We start from the raw sequence: 18007 nt of genomic DNA, 5'->3' as shown, positions 1-18007 counted from the left end.
TGCCTGGGGTTCACATATCGGACCGCGCCACCACGCGCGGCCCGAATATCCACACCCGGCGCATCGCTTCGCCGCGACGCATCGGGGCCAAACTGGGCTACCATCGTGCGAATCGCGGCCTGGGATGGGAGCGAAGCGCGATGGATGCCCGCTGGTTGATGCTCGGCCTTGCCGCGGCGATGTTCGGCACGGCGGCCATAGCCCGCCCCGGCGATGGGGCGGCGGGCCATGCCCTGGCGCAGAAGCACTGCGGCGCGTGCCACGCCCTCGACAAGGTGGGCAAGAGCCCCAAGCCCGAGGCGCCGCCCTTCCGCACGCTGCACGAGCGCTATCCGGTCGAGGGCCTGGAGGAGGCGCTCGCCGAGGGCATGGTGACCCTGCATCCCGACATGCCCGAGATCACCTTCGCGCCCGACGACATCGACGACTTCATCGCCTATCTGAAGACGCTGGAGAAATAGCCTAGCGGCCGGTGAAGCGAGGCGCCCGCTTGGCGACGAAGGCGCTGACGCCTTCGGCGAAATCCGCGCTCGCGGCGCAGGTCGTAAAGGCGGAGGCCTCCTCGGCGAGCTGCGCGGGCAGGTCCCTGTCGAGCGAGGTGCGCATCAGCCGCTTGATCTTGCCGTAGGCGAGCGCCGGCCCGGCCGCGAGGCGGGCGGCGAGCGCCTCGGTCTCCGCCTCGAGCCGCTCGCGCGGCACGACGCGGTTGACGAGGTTGAGCCGCAGCGCCTCGGCGGCGTCGATCGTGTCGGCGAGCAGCGCCAGTTCAAGCGCCTTGCGCAGCCCGACGACGCGCGGCAGCGACCAGGTGGCCGAGCCGTCCGGGCTCGTGCCGATGCGGGCATAGGCGAGCGTGAACTGCGCGTCGTCGGCGGCGATGGCGAGATCGGCCAGCAGCGCGATGCTGAGCCCGGCCCCGGCCACCGGGCCGTGCAGGCTGGCGATGACGGGCTTGGGCATCTCGGCGAGGCGCGCCACGGCCTCGTGGAACGGTTCGATCAGCCGCTGCACCAGCGCCGGCGCCTCCGGCCCCGCGGCATGGAAGCGGCCGACATCGCCGCCGGCCATGAAGCCGCGGCCCTCGCCGGAGATGACGACGACCCGCACGCGCTCGTCGCGGGCGGCCGTCTCCACCGCCGCGCGCAGGGCGGCGACCATGGCCTCGTCGAGCGCGTTGAGCACCTGCGGCCTGTTGAAGCGGATGGAGGCGATGCCCTCCGCCCGCGCGAAGATGATGGGGCTGTCGTCCACGCAGGTCCTCCCGGATCGTTCGCGGCAGAATGGCGGCTGGCGGGCGCGGGCGCAATCGCCCCGTGGCGCGAGACCCCGACGGGCCTATTCGGCCACGCGTGTGCCGTCGGCGTTGAAGGTCTTGAGATAGGCGACGAGGTCGTCGACCTCCTGCTCCTTCTTGAGGCCGGCGAAGACCATCTTCGTCCCCGGGATTCTGGCCCGCGGATCGGCGATGTATTCGCGGAAATTGGCTTCGTCCCAGACGATGCCGGACGCCTTGGTGGCCTCGGAATAGCTGTAGCCGGGCGCCGTGCCCGCGGTGCGGCCGAAGAGCCCGTTCAATTCCGGCCCGACGACGTTCTTCGCCTTCTCGCCGACCTGATGGCAGGCCCGGCACTTGAGGAAGACGCGCTCGCCGGCCTTGGCGGCGCCCGCGGCGGCGGCCGGCGACAAGGTGGCGGCGAGAATGGCGATTGCGAGCAGCGACTTCAGAATCATCGAACTCCCCTTCCATCGGCAAACGGGCGCCGTTATGGCCCGAATGCCGCAGAAGGAGGCGACGACTCTTCGTCGCGGGGCTCAGCCCTCGGCCAGGAAGGCGGCGACGTCGGCCGCCCGCGGCATCGGGGCGACGGCGCCGTGGCCGAGGGTGGAGAGCGCCGCGGCGGCATTGCCGTAGGCGGCAGCGGCGAAGGGATCCCCCGAGCGCAGCCACTCGGCGAGGAAGCCGCCGTCGAAGGTGTCGCCCGCCCCCGTCGCGTCTACCGCTTTGACCGGCCGGCCTGCGATCATCCGCCGCTCGCCCGGCACGGCGACCATGGTGCCGTCCTTGCCGAGCGTGAGCCCGACGATGCGCGCGCCGCCCTTCAGGTAGAAGTCGCAGATGTCTTCCGGCCGGTCGAGCCCGGTGAGCTGGCGCGCATCGTCGAGACCCGGCAGGACGATGTCGGCGAGCTCCGCCGTTGCATTGATCACGGCGCGCGCCCTGTCGAGCGGCCACAGGCGCAGGCGCAGGTTGGTGTCGTAGCTGACCGCCACGCCCTTCTCGCGGGCATGGCGCACCGCCGCGAAACAGGCGTCGCACGCCTCCACCGAGATCGCCTGGCTGATGCCGGAAATGTGCAGGATGCGGCTTGAACCGATTAGATCGAGTGGCAAAAGAGAAGGGCCGACGAGGCTCGCGGCGGATCCGGCGCGGTAATAGCTGAACTCGTGCCCGTCCGGGCCGTAGCTGATGAAATAGATGCCGGTGCGCTCGCCGGCCATGGTGATGACGGAGGAGCGATCGACCCCCTCCTTGTCCCACAGCTTCAGGAAGTCGCGCCCGAAGGCGTCGTCCCCGACAGCCGTGAAGACCGCGGTCTTCGCCCCGAGCCGGGCCGCCGCAATGGCGACATTCGAGGTGTCGCCGCCGAAACCGGGCAGGTAGTGCCGCCGCGAATCGTCGAGCTGGGCGAATTCCATCAGGGGTTCGCCGAATGCCAGAATGTCGAAGGCGGCCATCAGGGGTCTCCGGTTGCTCGTCGCCGGCTGTCTAGACCATGGCGCCCGAAAGTGTAAGCGGTTTTCGCCTCAGCGCAGGGCCTCGCGCCGGATCAGAAGGTCCGCCGCCGTTGCCGCGGCGATGACGGCCGGCGTCTTGCCCGCGATGCCGGGAATGCCGATGGGGCAGACGAGGCGGGCGATGGCGGCGTCATCGAGCCCGGCCTGGGCGAGCTGGCTGACGAAACGCGCCTTCTTGGTCGCACTGCCGATGAGGCCGACGTAAGCGATGTCCGGGCGCCGCAGGGCCGCAGCCACGACGGCGAGGTCGAGCGCATGGTCGTGCGTCATGACGAGGACGAAGGCGCCGGCCGGCGCGGCGGCGAGCTCTTCGGCAGGATCCGAGAAGACGGCGGGCGCCGCATTGGCCGGGATGTGGGCCGGGAAGGCATCGGGGCGCGCGTCGAGCCAGCGGACGGTGAACGGCAGCGGCGCCAGCGCCAGGACGAGCGCGCGCCCGACATGGCCGGCGCCGAAGAGGAGGAGCGGCGTCGCCTCCTCATCGTAACGCTCGCGCCAGCCGCCGGCCGGCGCGGCCTCGCCGATGCGCCGCGCGACGCGTCCCGAGGCATCGCGGGCGGCCGAGACCGTGAACGGCCCCTCCGTCTCCGCGGCGGCCAGGGCCGCGAGTTCATCCGCATCCTCGCGCCCGAACACCTCGACATGAACGGCGACCCGCCCGCCGCAGCACTGGCCGAGATCCGGACCGAGCGCCATGTCGAGCCGCGTCAGCGCCCGCCGGCCGGCCGCCATCGCCCGGCGCGCCTCGGCGAGCGCCTCCCATTCGAGCCGTCCGCCCCCGATCGTGCCGTGAAAGGCGCCGTCCGGCCGCATGACCATGCGGGCACCGGCCTCGCGCGGGGCAGAGCCCTTCACTTCGGCAAGGGTGACGAGCGCGCCGCCGCCGTGGTCGCTCACGAAATCCCGCAATGTCCGCCAGATGGGCATCTCGCCTCACAGCGCGCCGACGATGGCACGCAACACGGCCTCCGGCGTCGCCGGCGCGTCGAGGGGCGCGAGGCCGTCGCCGCGCGCGGCGCGCACTGCATCGGATATGGCGCAGAAAACGGAATTTGCCAGCATCAGCGGCGGCTCGCCCACCGCCTTGGAGCGGTAGATGGTCGCCTGGCGGTTGGCACTGGGGAAGAGCGTCACGCGGAAATCCGCCGGCACGTCCGAGGCGACGGGGATCTTATAGGTGGACGGCGCATGGGTGGCGAGGCGGCCCTTGGCGTCGAACACCAGCTCCTCGGTGGTCAGCCAGCCCATGCCCTGGACGAAGCCGCCCTCGATCTGGCCGATGTCGATGGCCGGGTTCAGGGAACGGCCGACGTCATGGAGGATGTCCACGCGGTCGAGCCTGTACTCGCCGGTCATGGTGTCGATCGTCACTTCGGCACAGGCGGCGCCATAGGCGAAGTAGAAGAACGGCTGTCCCCGCCCCGCCGCCCGGTCCCAGTGGATCTTGGGCGTGCGGTAGAAGCCGGTGGCGGAGAGCTGGACGCGGGCCTGATAGGCCTTCTTCACCAGTTCCGCGAAGGCGAGGCTCTCGTTGCCGAAGAAGACGCGGTCGTCACGGAATTCGATCTCACCCTCGGCGACATCGAAGGTCTCGCAGAGGAAATCGACGAGGCGCTGGCGGATGGTGCCGGCGGCGATGCGGGCCGCCATGCCGTTGAGGTCGGAGCCCGAGGAGGCGGCCGTCGGCGAGGTATTGGGCACCTTGGCCGTCGTCGTCGCCGTGATGCGCACCCGCTCGATGCCGACGCCGAACTCCTCCGCCACCACCTGCGCCACCTTGATGAAGAGCCCCTGCCCCATCTCGGTGCCGCCGTGGTTCAGATGGATCGAGCCGTCCTGATAGACGTGCACGAGCGCGCCGGCCTGGTTGAGATGGGTGAGCGTGAAGCTGATGCCGAACTTCACCGGCGTCAGCGCCAGGCCCTTCTTCAGCACCGGCGAACGGGCGTTGAAGGCCGCGATCGCCTCGCGGCGGGCGCGGTAATCGCAGTCGGCCTCCAGCTGCTCGACGAGGGCGGCGAGCACGTCCGTGTCCTCGACGCTCTGGCCGTAGGGCGTCTCGTCGCGGCCGGGTGCGTAGAAGTTGGCCTTGCGCACGTCGAGCGGGTCGCGCCCGAGGCGCGCGGCGATCTCGTCCATGGCGCGCTCGGCCGCGAGCATGCCCTGCGGGCCGCCGAAGCCGCGGAAGGCGGTGTTGGAGACCGTGTTGGTCTTCAGCCGCCGCGTGGCGATGCGCGCCGCCGGCAGGAAATAGGCGTTGTCGGCATGGAACATGGTGCGGTCGACGACGCCCTGGCTGAGGTCGGCCGAGCAGCCGCAGCGGGCGTTGAACATCACGTCGTAGGCCGCGATGCGCCCGTCGTCGTCGAAGCCGACGCGCCAGTCGGCCCGCATGTCGTGGCGCTTGCCGGTCACTGCCATGTCGTCGTCGCGGTCGAGCCGCAGCTTGCACGGGCGGCCGGTGGCGCGGGCGGCGAGCGCGGCGATCACCGCCCATTGCGTCGCCTGCGTCTCCTTGCCGCCGAAGCCGCCGCCCATGCGCCTGACCTCGCAGGTGACGAAGGCATCGGGGATGGCGAGCGCGCGCGCCACGATGTGCTGCACCTCGCTTGGATGCTGGGTGGAGGAATGGACGAGCATGTCGCCGCCCTCCCCCGGCACGGCGAGCGCGGCCTGGCCCTCGAGATAGAAATGCTCCTGCCCGCCGATGCGCAGCACGCCCTCGAGGCGATGGGTGGCGCCGGCGAGCGCCGCCTCCACGTCGCCGCGGCCGAAGGCATAGTCCGGCAGCACCGTCTCGCCGCGCGCCAGCGCATCCTCCACCGTGAGGCTCGGCGCCTCCTCGGCGATGTCGAAGGCGGCGAGCCGCGCGGCCCGCCGCGCCGCGTCGCGGGTCGTCGCCACCACGGCAAAGACCGGCTGGCCGTGGAAGAGAACCTCCCCCTCGGCGAAGACCGGCTCATCGGCATTGGCCGGCGAGATGTCGTTGCGGCCCGGCACGTCGGCGGCCGTCAGGACGGCGACCACGCCGGGGGCGGCACGCACGGCGGCCAGATCGAGGCCCGCGAGCCGCCCGCGCGCGGCCGGGCTGAGGCCGAGCGCGACGTGCAGGGTGCCGTCCGGCTCGCGGATATCGTCGATATAGAGCGCCGCGCCCGCAACGTGGCGGATGCCGGAATCGTGCGGCAGGGGCCGATGGACGTGGCGGAGTGCCGGTCCATCGGGAGCGCCGTTCATCCCGGAGAGTGCCGCATGATCCTCCCCCGCAGGGGGAGGTGGCGGCCGCAGGCCGACGGAGGGGGCCTGCGCGACCGCGGCTGGGAGCGCCCCACCCGTCTCGCGCCTGCGGCGCGATCCACCCTCCCCTGAAGGGGAGGGATCAGATGCGCCCAACCTGCTTCCAGGCACCCGGAGATCGCCCGATCCTTCATTCTGCCGCATGACGGACCTCCCTGTGGGCGATGAGGCGCGTTGCGGCATCGTCGCCCGTGGCGATCTCCATCAGCGCCTTCATGAGGAGATTGCCGGCGACGCGGCGGCGATAGGCGGCGGAGGCGCGATGGTCGGTCAGGGGGGCGAAGTCGGTGTCGAGAGCGGCGACCGCCCGCTCGGCTGCGGCGCGATCGTCGATGGCCGCGCCGGTGAGCACCGCCTCGGCCGCCCGCGCCCGCTTCGGGATGCCGGCCATGCCGCCATAGGCGATGCGTGCCTCGCGCACCGTCCCGTCGTCGGCCATGTCGAAGCAGAAGGCGCCCATGACGGCGGAGATGTCCTCATCGAAGCGCTTGGTCACCTTGAAGGCGCGGACTTGCCGGCCGGCGGGCTTCCTCACCGTCACTCCCGTGACGAACTCGCCCGGCTGCCGGTCCTGCTTGCGATAATCGAGGAAGAAGCCTTCGAGCGGCAGCCTGCGGCTTGCGTCGCCGCGGCGCAGGTGCAGGGTCGCGCCGAGGGCGATGAGGGCGGGCGCGAGGTCGCCGATGGGCGAGCCGTTGGCGATATTGCCACCGACCGTGCCGGAGGCCCGCACCTGCTGCGAGCCGAAGCGGCGCATCAGCTCGTCGAGGTCTGGATCGAGCGCGCCGAGCGCCTCGCGCGCCCGCACCAGCGTCGCTGTTGCGCCGAGCGTCAGCGTCGCCTCCTCCTCCATCACCGCATCGAGCCCGGCGACGCGGCCGAGCCAGATGATCTTCGGCAGGTCGGTGAGGGCCTTGGTCACCCACAGGCCGACATCGGTGGCGCCGGCGACGAGCGTCGCATCCGGATGGTCGAGATAAAGCCGGGCCAGGGCCTCCATGCTCGCCGGGGCGGCGAAGAAGGAGCGCTCGTCGCCGACGAGGACGTCCGCCTCGTCCCTGAGGGCCGCCAGCGCCTCGGCCACTTCCAGCCGCCGCTGCGCGAAAGGATCGGCCTCGATCCGGCCCAGCGCATCGAACGCCGCCTCGACGATCGGCCGATAGCCGGTGCAGCGGCAGAGATTGCCGGCGAGCGCATCCGTCACCCCCTGCCGGTCCGGCGTCTCGCCCGTCTCGTAGAGCGCGAGGAGGCTCATGACGATGCCGGGCGTGCAGAAGCCGCATTGGGAGCCGTGGCGCTCCACCATCGCCTGCTGCACGGGATGCAGGCGCCCGTCGGCGGCGAGGTCCTCGACCGTCAGCACCTCGGCGCCGTCCACCTGGCCGAGGAGGAGGATGCAGGCATTGACCGGATTCGACACGAGCCGGCCGTCGACGAGGCGGCGCAGCACGACCGTGCAGGCCCCGCAATCGCCCTCGCCGCAGCCTTCCTTGGTGCCGGTGGACCTTTCGGTCAGGCGCAGCCAGTCGAGAAGCGTGGTGCGCGGTTCGAAATTCCTGGCCTCGACCGTTTCGTTCCGTCTCAGGAAACGGATTGCTCGGCGCATTTTCTGGTTCGTCCCTCTGTTTGCCCGAGTGTGCCCCATTCGGGGGGCCGCGCAACAGGGGAAAACGAGGGCAGCCCGGAGGGTTGCGCAGGCAGGCGGACGCAAGGTGGATTCCACGCTGCTGCGAGGAGGGAGCGTCCCGGGAATGGGCCCCGGCTCAGCGCCGCATCATTTCATGCTGCGGCGCGTCCGGGGCACGAGGGCGTTCTGTGGCAGCGGGCCGCCTTTCGAGGTGCACGCGCGCCGCACTGCACAACCTCGTTTCCCGGGCGCATGCAGCGCAAGCGGAATGCGACCCGGGAACCAGCGCACGGACTCGCCGAAGGCGCCGTAAGACCCCGGCGATCCCGTCAGCCCACGTGGAAGCGGAATTCGCTCACCTGCCGGTAGACGTCGCCGGGGGTGAGGAGCGTCGAGGGGAAGTGCGGCACGTTGATGCTGTTGGGGAAATGCTGCGGCTCGAGGGCGAGGCCCGCGTTGGAGCCGTAGGCCGCGCCGTCGAGGCCGGGAATGCCGGAAAGGTCGATCTTGCGCCCGTCGTAGACCTGGAGGCCGGGCGCCGTCGTCCACACGTCGAGGGCGAGGTTGTTGCGCAGCGAGGCGACGAGCGCGGCATGGGCGAGCGGCAGGCCGGGAATGCCCGACGGCTCCAGCCGGTTGCGCCGCAGGACGAAGTTGATGTCGTAGTGCACCGGCGCGCCCGTCTCGGCGTCGGGAAAGCGGATGGAGCGGTTGCCGCGGAAATCGTAGGGCGTGCCCTCGACCGAGCCGATCTCGCCGGTGGCGATGAGGTCGGCATCCGTCCCGGTGATGAAATCCGCCTCGACGCGCATGCGGTGGTCGAGCACCGAGGGCGAGCCGTCGAGGTTGAAATAGGAATGGTGGGCGAGATTGACCGGCGTCGGCCGGTCGCTCGTCGCCGAGAGCTCGATGCGCAGCGTCGCCGGCTCGAGCAGGCGGTAGACGCAGGTGACCGTCACGTTGCCCGGAAAGCCGTGGTCGCCATCGGGCGAGAGGAGCGTCAGCGTGACGCTCGAATCATCGTGGTGGGCGAGCTGCCACGGGCGCTTGCCGAAGCCTTTCGCGCCCCCGTGCAGCATGTGCCGGCCGCCCTGGTTGCGGTCGACCTCGTAGACGGTGCCGTCGATGGAGAAGCGGCCGTGGCCGATGCGGTTGGCGACCCGGCCGGCGATGGCGCCCATATGCGGGGAATGGGCGATATAGTTGTCGAGGCTGTCGAAGCCGAGGACGACGCGCTGCAATTCGCCCGACGGCAGGGGCACCTGCATGTCCCTGAGCACGGCGCCCCATGTCAGCACCTTGGCCTGCGCCTTGCCCCTGGGGGCGCGAATGGTGATCTCGCGGACGGGCTGGCCCTCGGCCACACCGAAATCTCTGACGCTCATCGACGCTCCGTTTCTCGTGCGGCCAGTCGTCGCTTCGTTCCGGCCAGTTAACAGCATTACTCCCGCGGCCACGATCTTGCCAAATTCCGGGTCGTATCCCGATGTCCGGCCTCGCGCCTTGACCTCGCCGCCCGTCTGGGGCACGTCGCCTCGCGGAAGAGCGAAACGCAACGCATCACAAGGGGATGTCCATGCGCATCATCGTCGTCGCCGCGCTCCTCGGCCTCGTGCTCGCCGCCTGCAGCTCCTCGTCCGGCACGCGCACCCAGCCGGCCCAGGCCTATATGCCGCATCCGGCGCCGGGCCAGCTGATCGACGCCGAGAACGACCCTTACGCCGTGGAATGAGGCAGTCGGCAGTCGGCAGTCGGCAGTCGGCAGTCGGCAGTCGGCAGTCGGCAGTCGGCAGTCGGGCTGATCTCGCACCATCGCGCTCAAGCGCAACCCCGTTTCCCGGGCGCATGCAGCGCAAGCGGAATGCGACCCGGGAACCAGCGCATGAACCGGCCGAAGGCGCCGAATGGCCGGCCCCGGCTCAGCACCGCATCGTTTCATGCTGCGGTGCATCCGGGGTACGAGGGCGCTCATACGACCGCCGATGGCCTCACCACGTCCCGGTGTTCTGCATCGAGGCCCAGGGTTCGGCCGGGGGCTTGGGCTGGCCCTCCTGCAGGAGCTCGATGGAGATGCCGTCCGGCGAGCGGATGAACGCCATGTGCCCGTCGCGCGGCGGGCGGTTGATGGTGACGCCCGCCTTCATCAGCCGGTCGCACAGGTCGTAGATGTCGTCGACGCGATAGGCGAGATGGCCGAAGTTGCGACCGCCCTTGTAGTCCTCGGGGTCCCAGTTGTAGGTCAGCTCGATGAGCGGGGCCTGGCTCGCCGCGGCGGCCTCCCTGTCCTTCGGCGCGGCGAGGAAGACAAGGGTGTAGCGCCCCTTCTCGTTCTCCACCCGCCGCACCTCGACGAGGCCGAGCTTGTTGCAATAAAAGTCCAGCGAGTCCTCGAGATTCGAGACACGCACCATCGTGTGCAGATATCGCATGGATCACCTCCCGTCTGATGCGGGAGAGGATCGTCGATGCCGCGGGCAAGTCAAACCCGCAAGCGGAATAGGTGCCATGAGCCCACCGTCCATCTCGCCGGAGCGGCAGCGCAACGAACGGCGCAAGGAGCGCGCCGCCTTCGTCTCGATCCTGGCGAGCGCCGGGCTCACCCTCGGCAAGGGGGCGGCCGGCTTCGCCACGGGCTCGCTCGCCCTCATCTCGGACGCGGCCAACAGCCTGCTCGACGTCGCGGCGACGACCATGACGTGGCTCGCCGTGCGCGCTGCGCACAAGCCGGCCGACGCGCAGCACCAGTACGGCCACGGCAAGTTCGAATCGCTTTCCGCGCTGGTGCAGACGGCCTTCCTCTTCCTCCTCTCGGGCGTCATCGCCGTCGAGGGCGTGCGGCGGCTGTCGAGCGGCGAGACGGAGATCCTCCTCTCCTGGCCGGCCGTCGGCGTGGTCGTCGGCTCGATTTTCGTCGACGCCTGGCGCTGGTGGGGGCTGACGCGCGTGGCGCGCGAGACGGGCAGCGAGGCGCTGGCGGCCGATGCGCTGCATTTCTCCTCGGATCTCGTCAATTCCGTCTTCGTGCTCGTCGCCTTCGCCGCCGCCCATTTCGGCTATCCGCAGGCGGATGCGCTCATCGCCATCGGCGTATCGTTCTTCATCGCCTTCGCCGGCTTTCGCCTTGCCCGGCGCACCATCGACACCTTGCTCGACACGGCGCCCAAGGGCCTCGCCGAGCGCGTGACGGGGCTCGCCGAGAAGGTGCCCGGCGTCGTCGGCGTGGAGCGCGTGCGCGTGCGCTCCTCCGGCTCGCAGGTCATGGGCGAGGTAGGCATCCGCGTCTCGCGCACCCTGCCGCTCGACCGCGTCACCCAGATCAAGGAGCGGGTGCGCAAGGCCATCGACGCGGATCTGCCGGACAGCGAGTTCACCATCTCGACGACGCCGGTGCAGATCGACGACGAGACGGTGCTGGAACGCGTGATGCTCATCGCCGCGCGCCTGCGCGTGCCCGTGCACCATGTCACCGTGCAGAACCTCGCGAGCCGCCTGTCGGTGAGCTTCGACATCGAGGTCGACGCCCGCCTCACCCTCGCCCAGGCGCACGAGGTGGCGAGCCGGCTGGAGACGGCGCTCGTCGAGGAGCTCGGGCCGCAGGTGGAGGTGGAGAGCCACATCGAGCCGCTCGTCGTGCAGCATCTCGACGGGCGCGAGGCGGATGCCGAGACCGTCGCCGGCATCGCTTTGTCGCTCGCCAACCACGCGCGCGAATGCAACGGCATCACGGGCGTGCACAGCGTGCGCGTGCGCGAGACGCCGGCGGGCTTCGTCGTCAACTACCACTGCAGGCTCGATCCCGGCCTCGACATCGCGACCGTGCACGGTATGGTCGACGAACTCGACCGGCGGATGCGCACCGACCATCCCGAAATCGGCCGCATCGTCGGCCATGCCGAGCCGCGACCGGAGACAGCCGGAAGAGACATCGCGGCGGGTGGCACAACCAGCTATCGTTGAGACAGGACACGGGGAGAGCGTCGATGCGTGACGAGAGCGGGGCCGTCATCCGGCTGGAGGACTACAGGCCGACGGACTACCTGATCGACCGCGCAGAACTCGACATCCGGCTCGCCCGTCACGCCACCCGCATCCTTGCGAAGCTCCATCTGCGCGCCAACCCGGCGGGCCGGCCGGCCGCGCCCCTCGTCCTCGACGGGGACGAGCTGCGGCTCGTCTCGCTCGCCATCGACGACGTGCCGGCCGCGCCGGAGGCCTTCGAGGCCTCGCCCGAGCGCCTCGTGATCCATGCCCCGCCGGCGCAGCCGTTCACGCTGACCATCGAGACGGAGATCAACCCCACGGCCAATACCAAGCTGATGGGGCTCTATCGCTCGGGCAGCGCCTATTGCACGCAGTGCGAGGCCGAGGGCTTCCGCCGCATCACCTATTTCCTCGACCGGCCCGATGTCCTCTCCGTCTTCACGACGCGCATCGAGGCGGACCGGGATGAGGCGCCGGTGCTGCTCGGCAACGGCAACCCGGTCGCGGCGGGCGACGCGGGCGGCGGCCGCCATTTCGCCATCTGGCACGATCCCTTCCCCAAGCCGTGCTATCTCTTCGCCATCGTCGGCGGGCGCCTCGACAAGGTGGCCGACCGGTTCACGACCATGTCGGGGCGCGCGGTCGAGGTCGCCGTCTATGTCGAGCCCGGCAAGGCGGAGGATGCGACCTATGCCCTCGATGCGCTGAAGCGCTCCATGGCCTGGGACGAACGCGTCTTCGGCCGCGAATACGATCTCGACGTGTTCAATGTCGTCGCCGTGTCGGACTTCAACATGGGGGCGATGGAGAACAAGGGCCTCAACATCTTCAACGACAAATACGTCCTCGCCAGCCCCGAGACGGCGACGGACGCCGACTATGCCAATATCGAGGCGATCATTGCCCACGAATACTTCCACAACTGGACGGGCAACCGCATCACCTGCCGGGACTGGTTCCAGCTCTGCCTGAAGGAAGGGCTCACCGTCTTCCGCGACCAGGAGTTCTCCGCCGACGAGCGCTCGCGCGCCGTCAAGCGCATCGCCGACGTGCGCGTGCTCCGGGCGCAGCAGTTCGCCGAGGATTCGGGCCCCCTCGCCCATCCCGTGCGGCCGCGCCAGTACCGCGAGATCAACAACTTCTACACGGCGACGGTCTACGAGAAGGGTGCGGAGGTCATCCGCATGCTCAAGACGCTGATCGGCGACGACGCGTTCCGCCGCGGCATGGACCTCTATTTCGACCGCTACGACGGCACGGCGGCGACGATCGAGGAATTCCTCGCCTGTTTCGCCGAGGCGAGCGGGCGCGATCTCGGCCACTTCGCCCAATGGTACGAGCAGGCCGGCACCCCGACCGTGAACGCCCGCGGCCACTATGACGCAGAGGCGAAGACCTATCGCCTGGCGCTGACCCAGGCGACGCCGCCGACGCCGGGCCAGCCGGAGAAATCGCCGCAGCTCATCCCGATCAGCCTCGGGCTCGTCGGCCAGAGCGGCGCGGAGATCGCGCTGTCACCCGCGGCCACGGCCGGCCACATGCCGGGCGTCTTCGTGCTCGACGGCCCGTCGGCCACACTCACCTTCACCCATGTGCCGGAGCGGCCGGTGCCGTCGCTGCTACGCGGCTTCTCCGCCCCGGTCCGGCTGGAGATCGACCTCGAGGAGGACGATCTCCTCGTTCTCTTCCGCCATGACAGCGATCCCTTCAACCAGTGGCAATCGGCCCAGACGGTCGCGACGCGGGCGATCCTGCGCGCCGTCGGCGCCGGGACGCCGCCCGTGCCCGACCGCCGCATGGCGGATGCGCTGCGCCACTTCCTCGCCATGCGCGCCGGCAGTGATCCTGCCTTCGCCGCCCAGGTGCTCGCCCTGCCGACGGAGGCCGACATCGCCCGCGAGATCGGCCACGACGTCGATCCCGATGCCGTCCACCGGGCGCGGCGGCTGGTGAAGGTGGAGATCGGCGCGGCCCTCGCCGCGGAGCTGGCGGAGCTCTACGGCAAGCTGAGCACCCAGGAGCCCTATGCCCCCGATGCCGCCGGCGCGGGCCGGCGGGCCCTGCGCAATGCCTGCCTCGATCTCTTCGCGGCCGGCCTGCCGGCCGAGGGCGAAGAGCTCGCCATGCGCCAGTTCCGCGGCGCCGACAACATGACGGACCGCTTCGCCGCGCTCGGCGTCCTGTCGCACCTGCCCGGCACGGCCCGCGAGACCGCGCTCGGCGAATTCGCGGAGCGTTTCCGCGGCAATGCCCTCGTCCTCGACAAGTGGTTCTCGCTGCAGGCCATGATCCCCGAGCCCGAGACGCTGGAGCGGGTGCGCGGCCTGATGCGCCATCCCGCCTTCTCGATGGGCAATCCCAACCGCGTGCGCTCGCTCATCGGCAGCTTCGCGATGGCCAATCTCACCCAGTTCAACCGGCCCGACGGCGCCGGCTACGACTTTCTCGCCGACACCGTCATTGCGCTCGATGCGCGCAATCCACAGGTCGCAGCCCGGCTGCTGACCGCCTTCCGCACGTGGAAGATGCTCGAGCCCGCACGCAGGGCTGAGGCGGAGAAGGCGCTGCGCCGTGTCGCCGACACGCCCGGGCTCTCGCCCGACGTCGCCGACATATCGGGCCGGTCACTATCCTGACACACTAAATGTAGTTGAAAGTAGTCCAGACGACGCATCGACGGAAATGCAGCTGCACAACAAGCATTTACCGTGTCGCGTCAACCAATCATAAAGACTCTGGACAAACGGCCCCTTCAGGATTCAGATGTAAGTGATTCGGTGAGATGCGGCACGTCTTCCCGATGAGACGTTTGGACTCCGAAGGGGGCATTCAATGGCGGGCGTCGACGCGACGTACGTGCCCGCGCGCGCGGGCACGATTCTCGGGATAGCGCGCTCTATAGCACATCCCGCCTACAGACGGCTCGTTCTGGCGGAACCCTGGCTGCGCCTCGCCGTTCCGGCGCTGCTCGTCGTCTTTCTCGTCTCGCTCGTCACGGGAGCCTCGCTGCAGGCCGTCGACGCGCGCAACGAGGCGCTCAACGATGCCGCCGCCGAGATCGACACCCTTGCCTCGCTTGCCGCGCGCGTACTCGATGCGGAGATCGCCCGCGGCGACGGCCCCGCCGCGGCGCGGGACCTTGTCGCCGCCTTCGAGCGGCAGATCCCGGCGGCCATGATCGAGAATGGACGCAGCCTTCTTCTCACCGACGCGACGGGAACCCTGATTGGAGCCATCCCGGCCCAGCTCGCCACCGGCCAGCCGCTGGTCGACGTTCTCGGCTCATCCCAGCCCCTCACGACCTTCGCCGATCGGGCGGGCGTGCTGCGCCTGACGCTTGCCGGCGACACCGATGCGCTCGCCACCGTGCGCAATCTCGGTGCCGGCGGCGGCCAGCTCGCCGTGGTGCAGCCCGTCTCGGGCGCGCTCGCCCCCTGGCGGGCGCAGACCTGGGGCCAGATGACGCTGATCGCCGCCGCGGCCTTCGTGCTGCTCGCCATCTCGGCCGCCTATTTCATGCAGGCCGGCCGGGCCAAGGCCGCCGACGAGATCTGCGACAAGGTGAAGGAGCGGGTGGACGCCGCCCTCAACCGCGGCCGCTGTGGCCTGTGGGACTGGGACATCGCGCGCGGACGCATCTACTGGTCCGATTCCATGTACGCCATCCTCGGCTACCGCCGGCGCGACGAGTTCCTGTCCTTCGGCGAGGTCAACGGCCTCGTCCATCCGGACGACACGGACCTCTACGGCCTCGCCGACATGCTGGCGGCCTCGCGCACCACCGCCATCGACCACGACTTCCGCATCCGCGCCGCGAACGGCGAATGGGTGTGGATCAACGCCCGCGCCGAGATCGTCGACGGCGACCCGATCGAGGGCCCCCATCTCGTCGGCATCGCCGTCGACATCACCGAGCAGCGCCGCCTCGCCGAGCGCACCGCGACCGCCGACATGCGCCTGCGCGACGCCATCGAGACCATCTCCGAGGCCTTCGTGCTGTGGGATGCCGACAACCGGCTGGTGATGTGCAACTCCAAGTTCCAGAAGCTGCACGGCCTGCCGGCGGACGCCGCGGCCGCCGGGCGCAGCTATGCCGAGATCATGGATGCGAGCCGCCCGCCCGTCGTCACGACCCAGGCCCTGACGGGCGAGCAGGCCAATATCGGCGCGCGCAGCTTCGAGGCGCGCCTCGCCGACGGGCGCTGGCTGCAGATCAACGAGCGCCGCACGAAGGACGGCGGCTATGTCTCGGTCGGCACCGACATCACGGCCCTGAAGCGCCACGAGGAGAAGCTGCTCGATTCCGAGAAGCGGCTCATCGCGACGGTGATGGACCTCAAGCGCTCGCGCCAGAAGCTCGAGGTGCAGGCCCAGCAGCTCGCCGACCTCGCCGAGCGCTACCTCGAGCAGAAGGCCCATGCGGAGGGCGCCAACCGCGCCAAGTCCGAGTTCCTCGCCAACATGAGCCACGAGCTGCGCACGCCGCTCAACGCCATCATCGGCTTCTCCGAGATCATGGAAAGCGGCATCTTCGGCGCTCTCGGCAACGAGAAATACACCGAATACTGCCACGACATCCGCCAGAGCGGGCAATATCTGCTCGCCGTCATCAACGACATCCTCGACATGTCGCGCATCGAGGCCGGCCGCCACAAGCTGGAGAAGGAGCGCATCGCGCTCGACAAGGTGATGACGGAGGCCGTGCGCACGGTGGCGGAGGCCGCAGAGGCGAAGAACATCGTGCTCGACCTCGAGACGCTGCCGGCCCAGACGCTCGATGCCGACCCGAGGGCGCTGCGGCAGATCCTCGTCAACCTGCTGCGCAACGCGGTCAAGTTCACGCCGGAGGGCGGCCGGGTGGCGCTGCGGGCGCGCGGCGCGGCGGAGGCCGTCAACATCTATGTCGAGGACAACGGCATCGGCATCCCGAGCGAGGCCATCGGCAAGCTCGGCCAGCCCTTCACCCAGGTCGAGACCGAATACAGCAAGACCTACAAGGGCTCGGGCCTCGGCCTCGCCATCGCCCGCTCGCTGACAGAGCTGCACGGGGGCGCCCTGCGCATCCGCTCGACCCCCGGCTCCGGCACCATCGTCATGGTGCACCTGCCTCAGGCGGAGCAGCGCAAGGCTGCGTGAGGCGGGGGAAGGTCGCTCGGCCCGGGGCCCGCGCCGTCTCGCCCTGCCTGTCAGGCGCCTGTCCGCTGACGGACACGGAAGGTGGAAACGGAGCGGGGAAGCCGAACGGAAAATCGCAACGCGCAACCTCTCCGCGTCATGGCCGGGCTCGTCCCGGCCATCCTACGCCTTTTGGCCTGGTACAGTCGTCCCGGCGTGGATGCCCGCGACAAGCGGGGGCATGACGCGGGGGGAGGTGGCGCCGCGGTGGATATTCCCCTGCCGTCATGCCCGTGCCTAATCGCATAGCCGTCCGTTGGCGGGAACGAACGGGGAGCCACCGCGCAAACTCTCCACGTCATGGCCGGCCATCCACGCCTTCTGGCCTGGTGCAATCGTCCCCGCGTCATGCCCGCGACAAGCGCGGGCATGACGCGGGGAGAGATGGCGCCGCGGTGGATATTCCCCTGCCGCCATGCCCATGGCCTAATGGCATAGCCGTCCGTTGGCGGGAACGAACGGGGAGCCACCGCACAACCTCTCCACGTCATGGCCGGGCTTGTCCCGGCCATCCACGCCTTCTGGCCTGGCGCAATCGTCCCGGCGTGGATGCCCGCGACAAGCGCGGGCATGACGCGGGGGGAGGTGGCGCCAAGATTCCCCGGCGGGGCATCCCGGCAATCCCGAAGAGCCGCGCTTGTCGCCGATGTGCATGCCTGCTCTTCTAGGAACATGCGGGGCGGCTGGGTTGACATCATGACCAACAGGCCGAACGGCACGCTCTATATCGGCGTGACGAGCAACCTCGCGCGTCGCGCATGGGAGCACCGCGAAAGCATGATCGACGGCTTCACCAAACGCTATGGCTTGAAGCAGCTCGTCTATTACGAAGCTTACGAGGATATTCGCAGCGCCATCCAACGCGAGAGCAACATGAAGCACTGGCCGCGCCGTTGGAAGATACGGCTCATCCTCGAAATGAACCCGCAGTGGCGGGATCTCTACGAGACGCTCGCCTGAAGGAGAAGCGCAACGCTTCCCTGTCGTCATGCCCGCGCTTGTCGCGGGCATCGACGCCAGGACCAATGCACGAAGGCAAACGGCGTGGATGGCCGGGACGAACCCGGCCATGACGCGGGGAGAGGTGGCGCTTCACGGCCGTGCAGCGGCTCGCCCGGTCCGCCAAGGGGG

At 69.8% G+C, this 18007-nt stretch carries 14 protein-coding genes; 6 read left to right on the top strand and 8 right to left on the bottom strand.

The features are described from left to right. Nucleotides 1–140 precede the first annotated feature (140 nt). Nucleotides 141–461 carry a c-type cytochrome gene (locus GGR16_RS02425; RefSeq protein WP_183315615.1) on the top strand — a complete coding sequence of 107 codons (321 nt, stop codon included), beginning with the start codon at nucleotides 141–143 and terminating at the stop codon, nucleotides 459–461. 1 nt (nucleotide 462) lies between these two features. Here the strand turns inward: GGR16_RS02425 and GGR16_RS02420 are convergent, their stop codons facing one another. From GGR16_RS02420 to GGR16_RS02390, 7 genes are all read right to left on the bottom strand, one after another. Next, complete coding sequence (locus tag GGR16_RS02420) at nucleotides 463–1251, bottom strand: enoyl-CoA hydratase-related protein (protein WP_183315614.1); 789 nt, start codon at nucleotides 1249–1251, stop codon at nucleotides 463–465. A gap of 84 nt (nucleotides 1252–1335) precedes the next feature. Then, the gene (locus GGR16_RS02415) at nucleotides 1336–1731 is read right to left on the bottom strand and encodes a c-type cytochrome (protein WP_183315613.1); all 396 of its coding nucleotides are present in this window, start codon (nucleotides 1729–1731) and stop codon (nucleotides 1336–1338) included. A gap of 81 nt (nucleotides 1732–1812) precedes the next feature. Next, nucleotides 1813–2736 (bottom strand): sugar kinase, encoded by a 924-nt coding sequence (locus GGR16_RS02410; protein WP_183315612.1) that lies wholly within the window; start codon nucleotides 2734–2736, stop codon nucleotides 1813–1815. 69 nt (nucleotides 2737–2805) lie between these two features. Beyond that, a complete protein-coding gene (xdhC, locus tag GGR16_RS02405) occupies nucleotides 2806–3723 on the bottom strand; it encodes a xanthine dehydrogenase accessory protein XdhC (RefSeq protein WP_183315611.1) in 918 nt (305 codons plus the stop codon). Between the two features lie 6 nt (nucleotides 3724–3729). Then, the gene (gene xdhB / locus GGR16_RS02400; protein ID WP_183315610.1) at nucleotides 3730–6033 is read right to left on the bottom strand and encodes a xanthine dehydrogenase molybdopterin binding subunit; all 2304 of its coding nucleotides are present in this window, start codon (nucleotides 6031–6033) and stop codon (nucleotides 3730–3732) included. Between the two features lie 190 nt (nucleotides 6034–6223). Beyond that, nucleotides 6224–7699 (bottom strand): xanthine dehydrogenase small subunit, encoded by a 1476-nt coding sequence (gene xdhA, locus GGR16_RS02395; RefSeq protein ID WP_183315609.1) that lies wholly within the window; start codon nucleotides 7697–7699, stop codon nucleotides 6224–6226. 350 nt (nucleotides 7700–8049) lie between these two features. Next, on the bottom strand, nucleotides 8050–9105 hold the full coding sequence (locus GGR16_RS02390; RefSeq protein ID WP_183315608.1) for an aldose epimerase family protein: 1056 nt from the start codon (nucleotides 9103–9105) through the stop codon (nucleotides 8050–8052). A gap of 191 nt (nucleotides 9106–9296) precedes the next feature. Between GGR16_RS02390 and GGR16_RS02385 the strand changes: the two genes are divergently transcribed. Continuing rightward, the gene (locus GGR16_RS02385; RefSeq protein ID WP_156332756.1) at nucleotides 9297–9452 is read left to right on the top strand and encodes a hypothetical protein; all 156 of its coding nucleotides are present in this window, start codon (nucleotides 9297–9299) and stop codon (nucleotides 9450–9452) included. 256 nt (nucleotides 9453–9708) lie between these two features. On the opposite strand, the gene GGR16_RS02380 is transcribed toward GGR16_RS02385, so the two are convergent. After that, complete coding sequence (locus GGR16_RS02380) at nucleotides 9709–10149, bottom strand: VOC family protein (RefSeq protein WP_183315607.1); 441 nt, start codon at nucleotides 10147–10149, stop codon at nucleotides 9709–9711. A gap of 76 nt (nucleotides 10150–10225) precedes the next feature. Here GGR16_RS02380 and GGR16_RS02375 point away from each other — a divergent pair, with 76 nt between their 5' ends. From GGR16_RS02375 to GGR16_RS02360, 4 genes are all read left to right on the top strand, one after another. Continuing rightward, nucleotides 10226–11677 carry a cation diffusion facilitator family transporter gene (locus GGR16_RS02375; protein ID WP_183315606.1) on the top strand — a complete coding sequence of 484 codons (1452 nt, stop codon included), beginning with the start codon at nucleotides 10226–10228 and terminating at the stop codon, nucleotides 11675–11677. A 23-nt stretch (nucleotides 11678–11700) separates the two neighbouring features. Beyond that, nucleotides 11701–14337, top strand: coding sequence for an aminopeptidase N (pepN, locus tag GGR16_RS02370; protein WP_183315605.1), 2637 nt, complete (start codon nucleotides 11701–11703; stop codon nucleotides 14335–14337). Nucleotides 14338–14533: 196 nt separating this feature from the next. Beyond that, complete coding sequence (locus GGR16_RS02365) at nucleotides 14534–16837, top strand: PAS domain-containing sensor histidine kinase (protein WP_183315604.1); 2304 nt, start codon at nucleotides 14534–14536, stop codon at nucleotides 16835–16837. A 711-nt stretch (nucleotides 16838–17548) separates the two neighbouring features. After that, the gene (locus GGR16_RS02360; RefSeq protein WP_019403214.1) at nucleotides 17549–17836 is read left to right on the top strand and encodes a GIY-YIG nuclease family protein; all 288 of its coding nucleotides are present in this window, start codon (nucleotides 17549–17551) and stop codon (nucleotides 17834–17836) included. The last annotated feature ends 171 nt before the right edge of the window (nucleotides 17837–18007 follow it).

The sequence above is a fragment of the Chelatococcus caeni genome (genome assembly GCF_014196925.1).
In the GTDB taxonomy this organism is placed as follows: Bacteria; Pseudomonadota; Alphaproteobacteria; order Rhizobiales; family Beijerinckiaceae; genus Chelatococcus_A; species Chelatococcus_A caeni.
The sequence above is the reverse complement of the archived record's forward strand: the minus strand, read 5'-3'. Positions and strand labels throughout refer to the sequence as shown.

Bases quoted from the DNA above. Each gene is read 5' to 3' on its own strand.
- GGR16_RS02425 (WP_183315615.1), top strand. From the start codon at position 141: ATGGATGCCCGCTGGTTGATGCTCGGCCTTGCCGCGGCGATGTTCGGC.
- GGR16_RS02415 (WP_183315613.1), bottom strand. From the start codon at position 1,731: ATGATTCTGAAGTCGCTGCTCGCAATCGCCATTCTCGCCGCCACCTTG.
- GGR16_RS02410 (WP_183315612.1), bottom strand. From the start codon at position 2,736: ATGGCCGCCTTCGACATTCTGGCATTCGGCGAACCCCTGATGGAATTC.
- xdhC (WP_183315611.1), bottom strand. From the start codon at position 3,723: ATGCCCATCTGGCGGACATTGCGGGATTTCGTGAGCGACCACGGCGGC.
- xdhB (WP_183315610.1), bottom strand. From the start codon at position 6,033: ATGAACGGCGCTCCCGATGGACCGGCACTCCGCCACGTCCATCGGCCC.
- xdhA (WP_183315609.1), bottom strand. From the start codon at position 7,699: ATGCGCCGAGCAATCCGTTTCCTGAGACGGAACGAAACGGTCGAGGCC.
- GGR16_RS02390 (WP_183315608.1), bottom strand. From the start codon at position 9,105: ATGAGCGTCAGAGATTTCGGTGTGGCCGAGGGCCAGCCCGTCCGCGAG.
- GGR16_RS02385 (WP_156332756.1), top strand. From the start codon at position 9,297: ATGCGCATCATCGTCGTCGCCGCGCTCCTCGGCCTCGTGCTCGCCGCC.
- GGR16_RS02380 (WP_183315607.1), bottom strand. From the start codon at position 10,149: ATGCGATATCTGCACACGATGGTGCGTGTCTCGAATCTCGAGGACTCG.
- GGR16_RS02375 (WP_183315606.1), top strand. From the start codon at position 10,226: ATGAGCCCACCGTCCATCTCGCCGGAGCGGCAGCGCAACGAACGGCGC.
- pepN (WP_183315605.1), top strand. From the start codon at position 11,701: ATGCGTGACGAGAGCGGGGCCGTCATCCGGCTGGAGGACTACAGGCCG.
- GGR16_RS02365 (WP_183315604.1), top strand. From the start codon at position 14,534: ATGGCGGGCGTCGACGCGACGTACGTGCCCGCGCGCGCGGGCACGATT.
- GGR16_RS02360 (WP_019403214.1), top strand. From the start codon at position 17,549: ATGCGGGGCGGCTGGGTTGACATCATGACCAACAGGCCGAACGGCACG.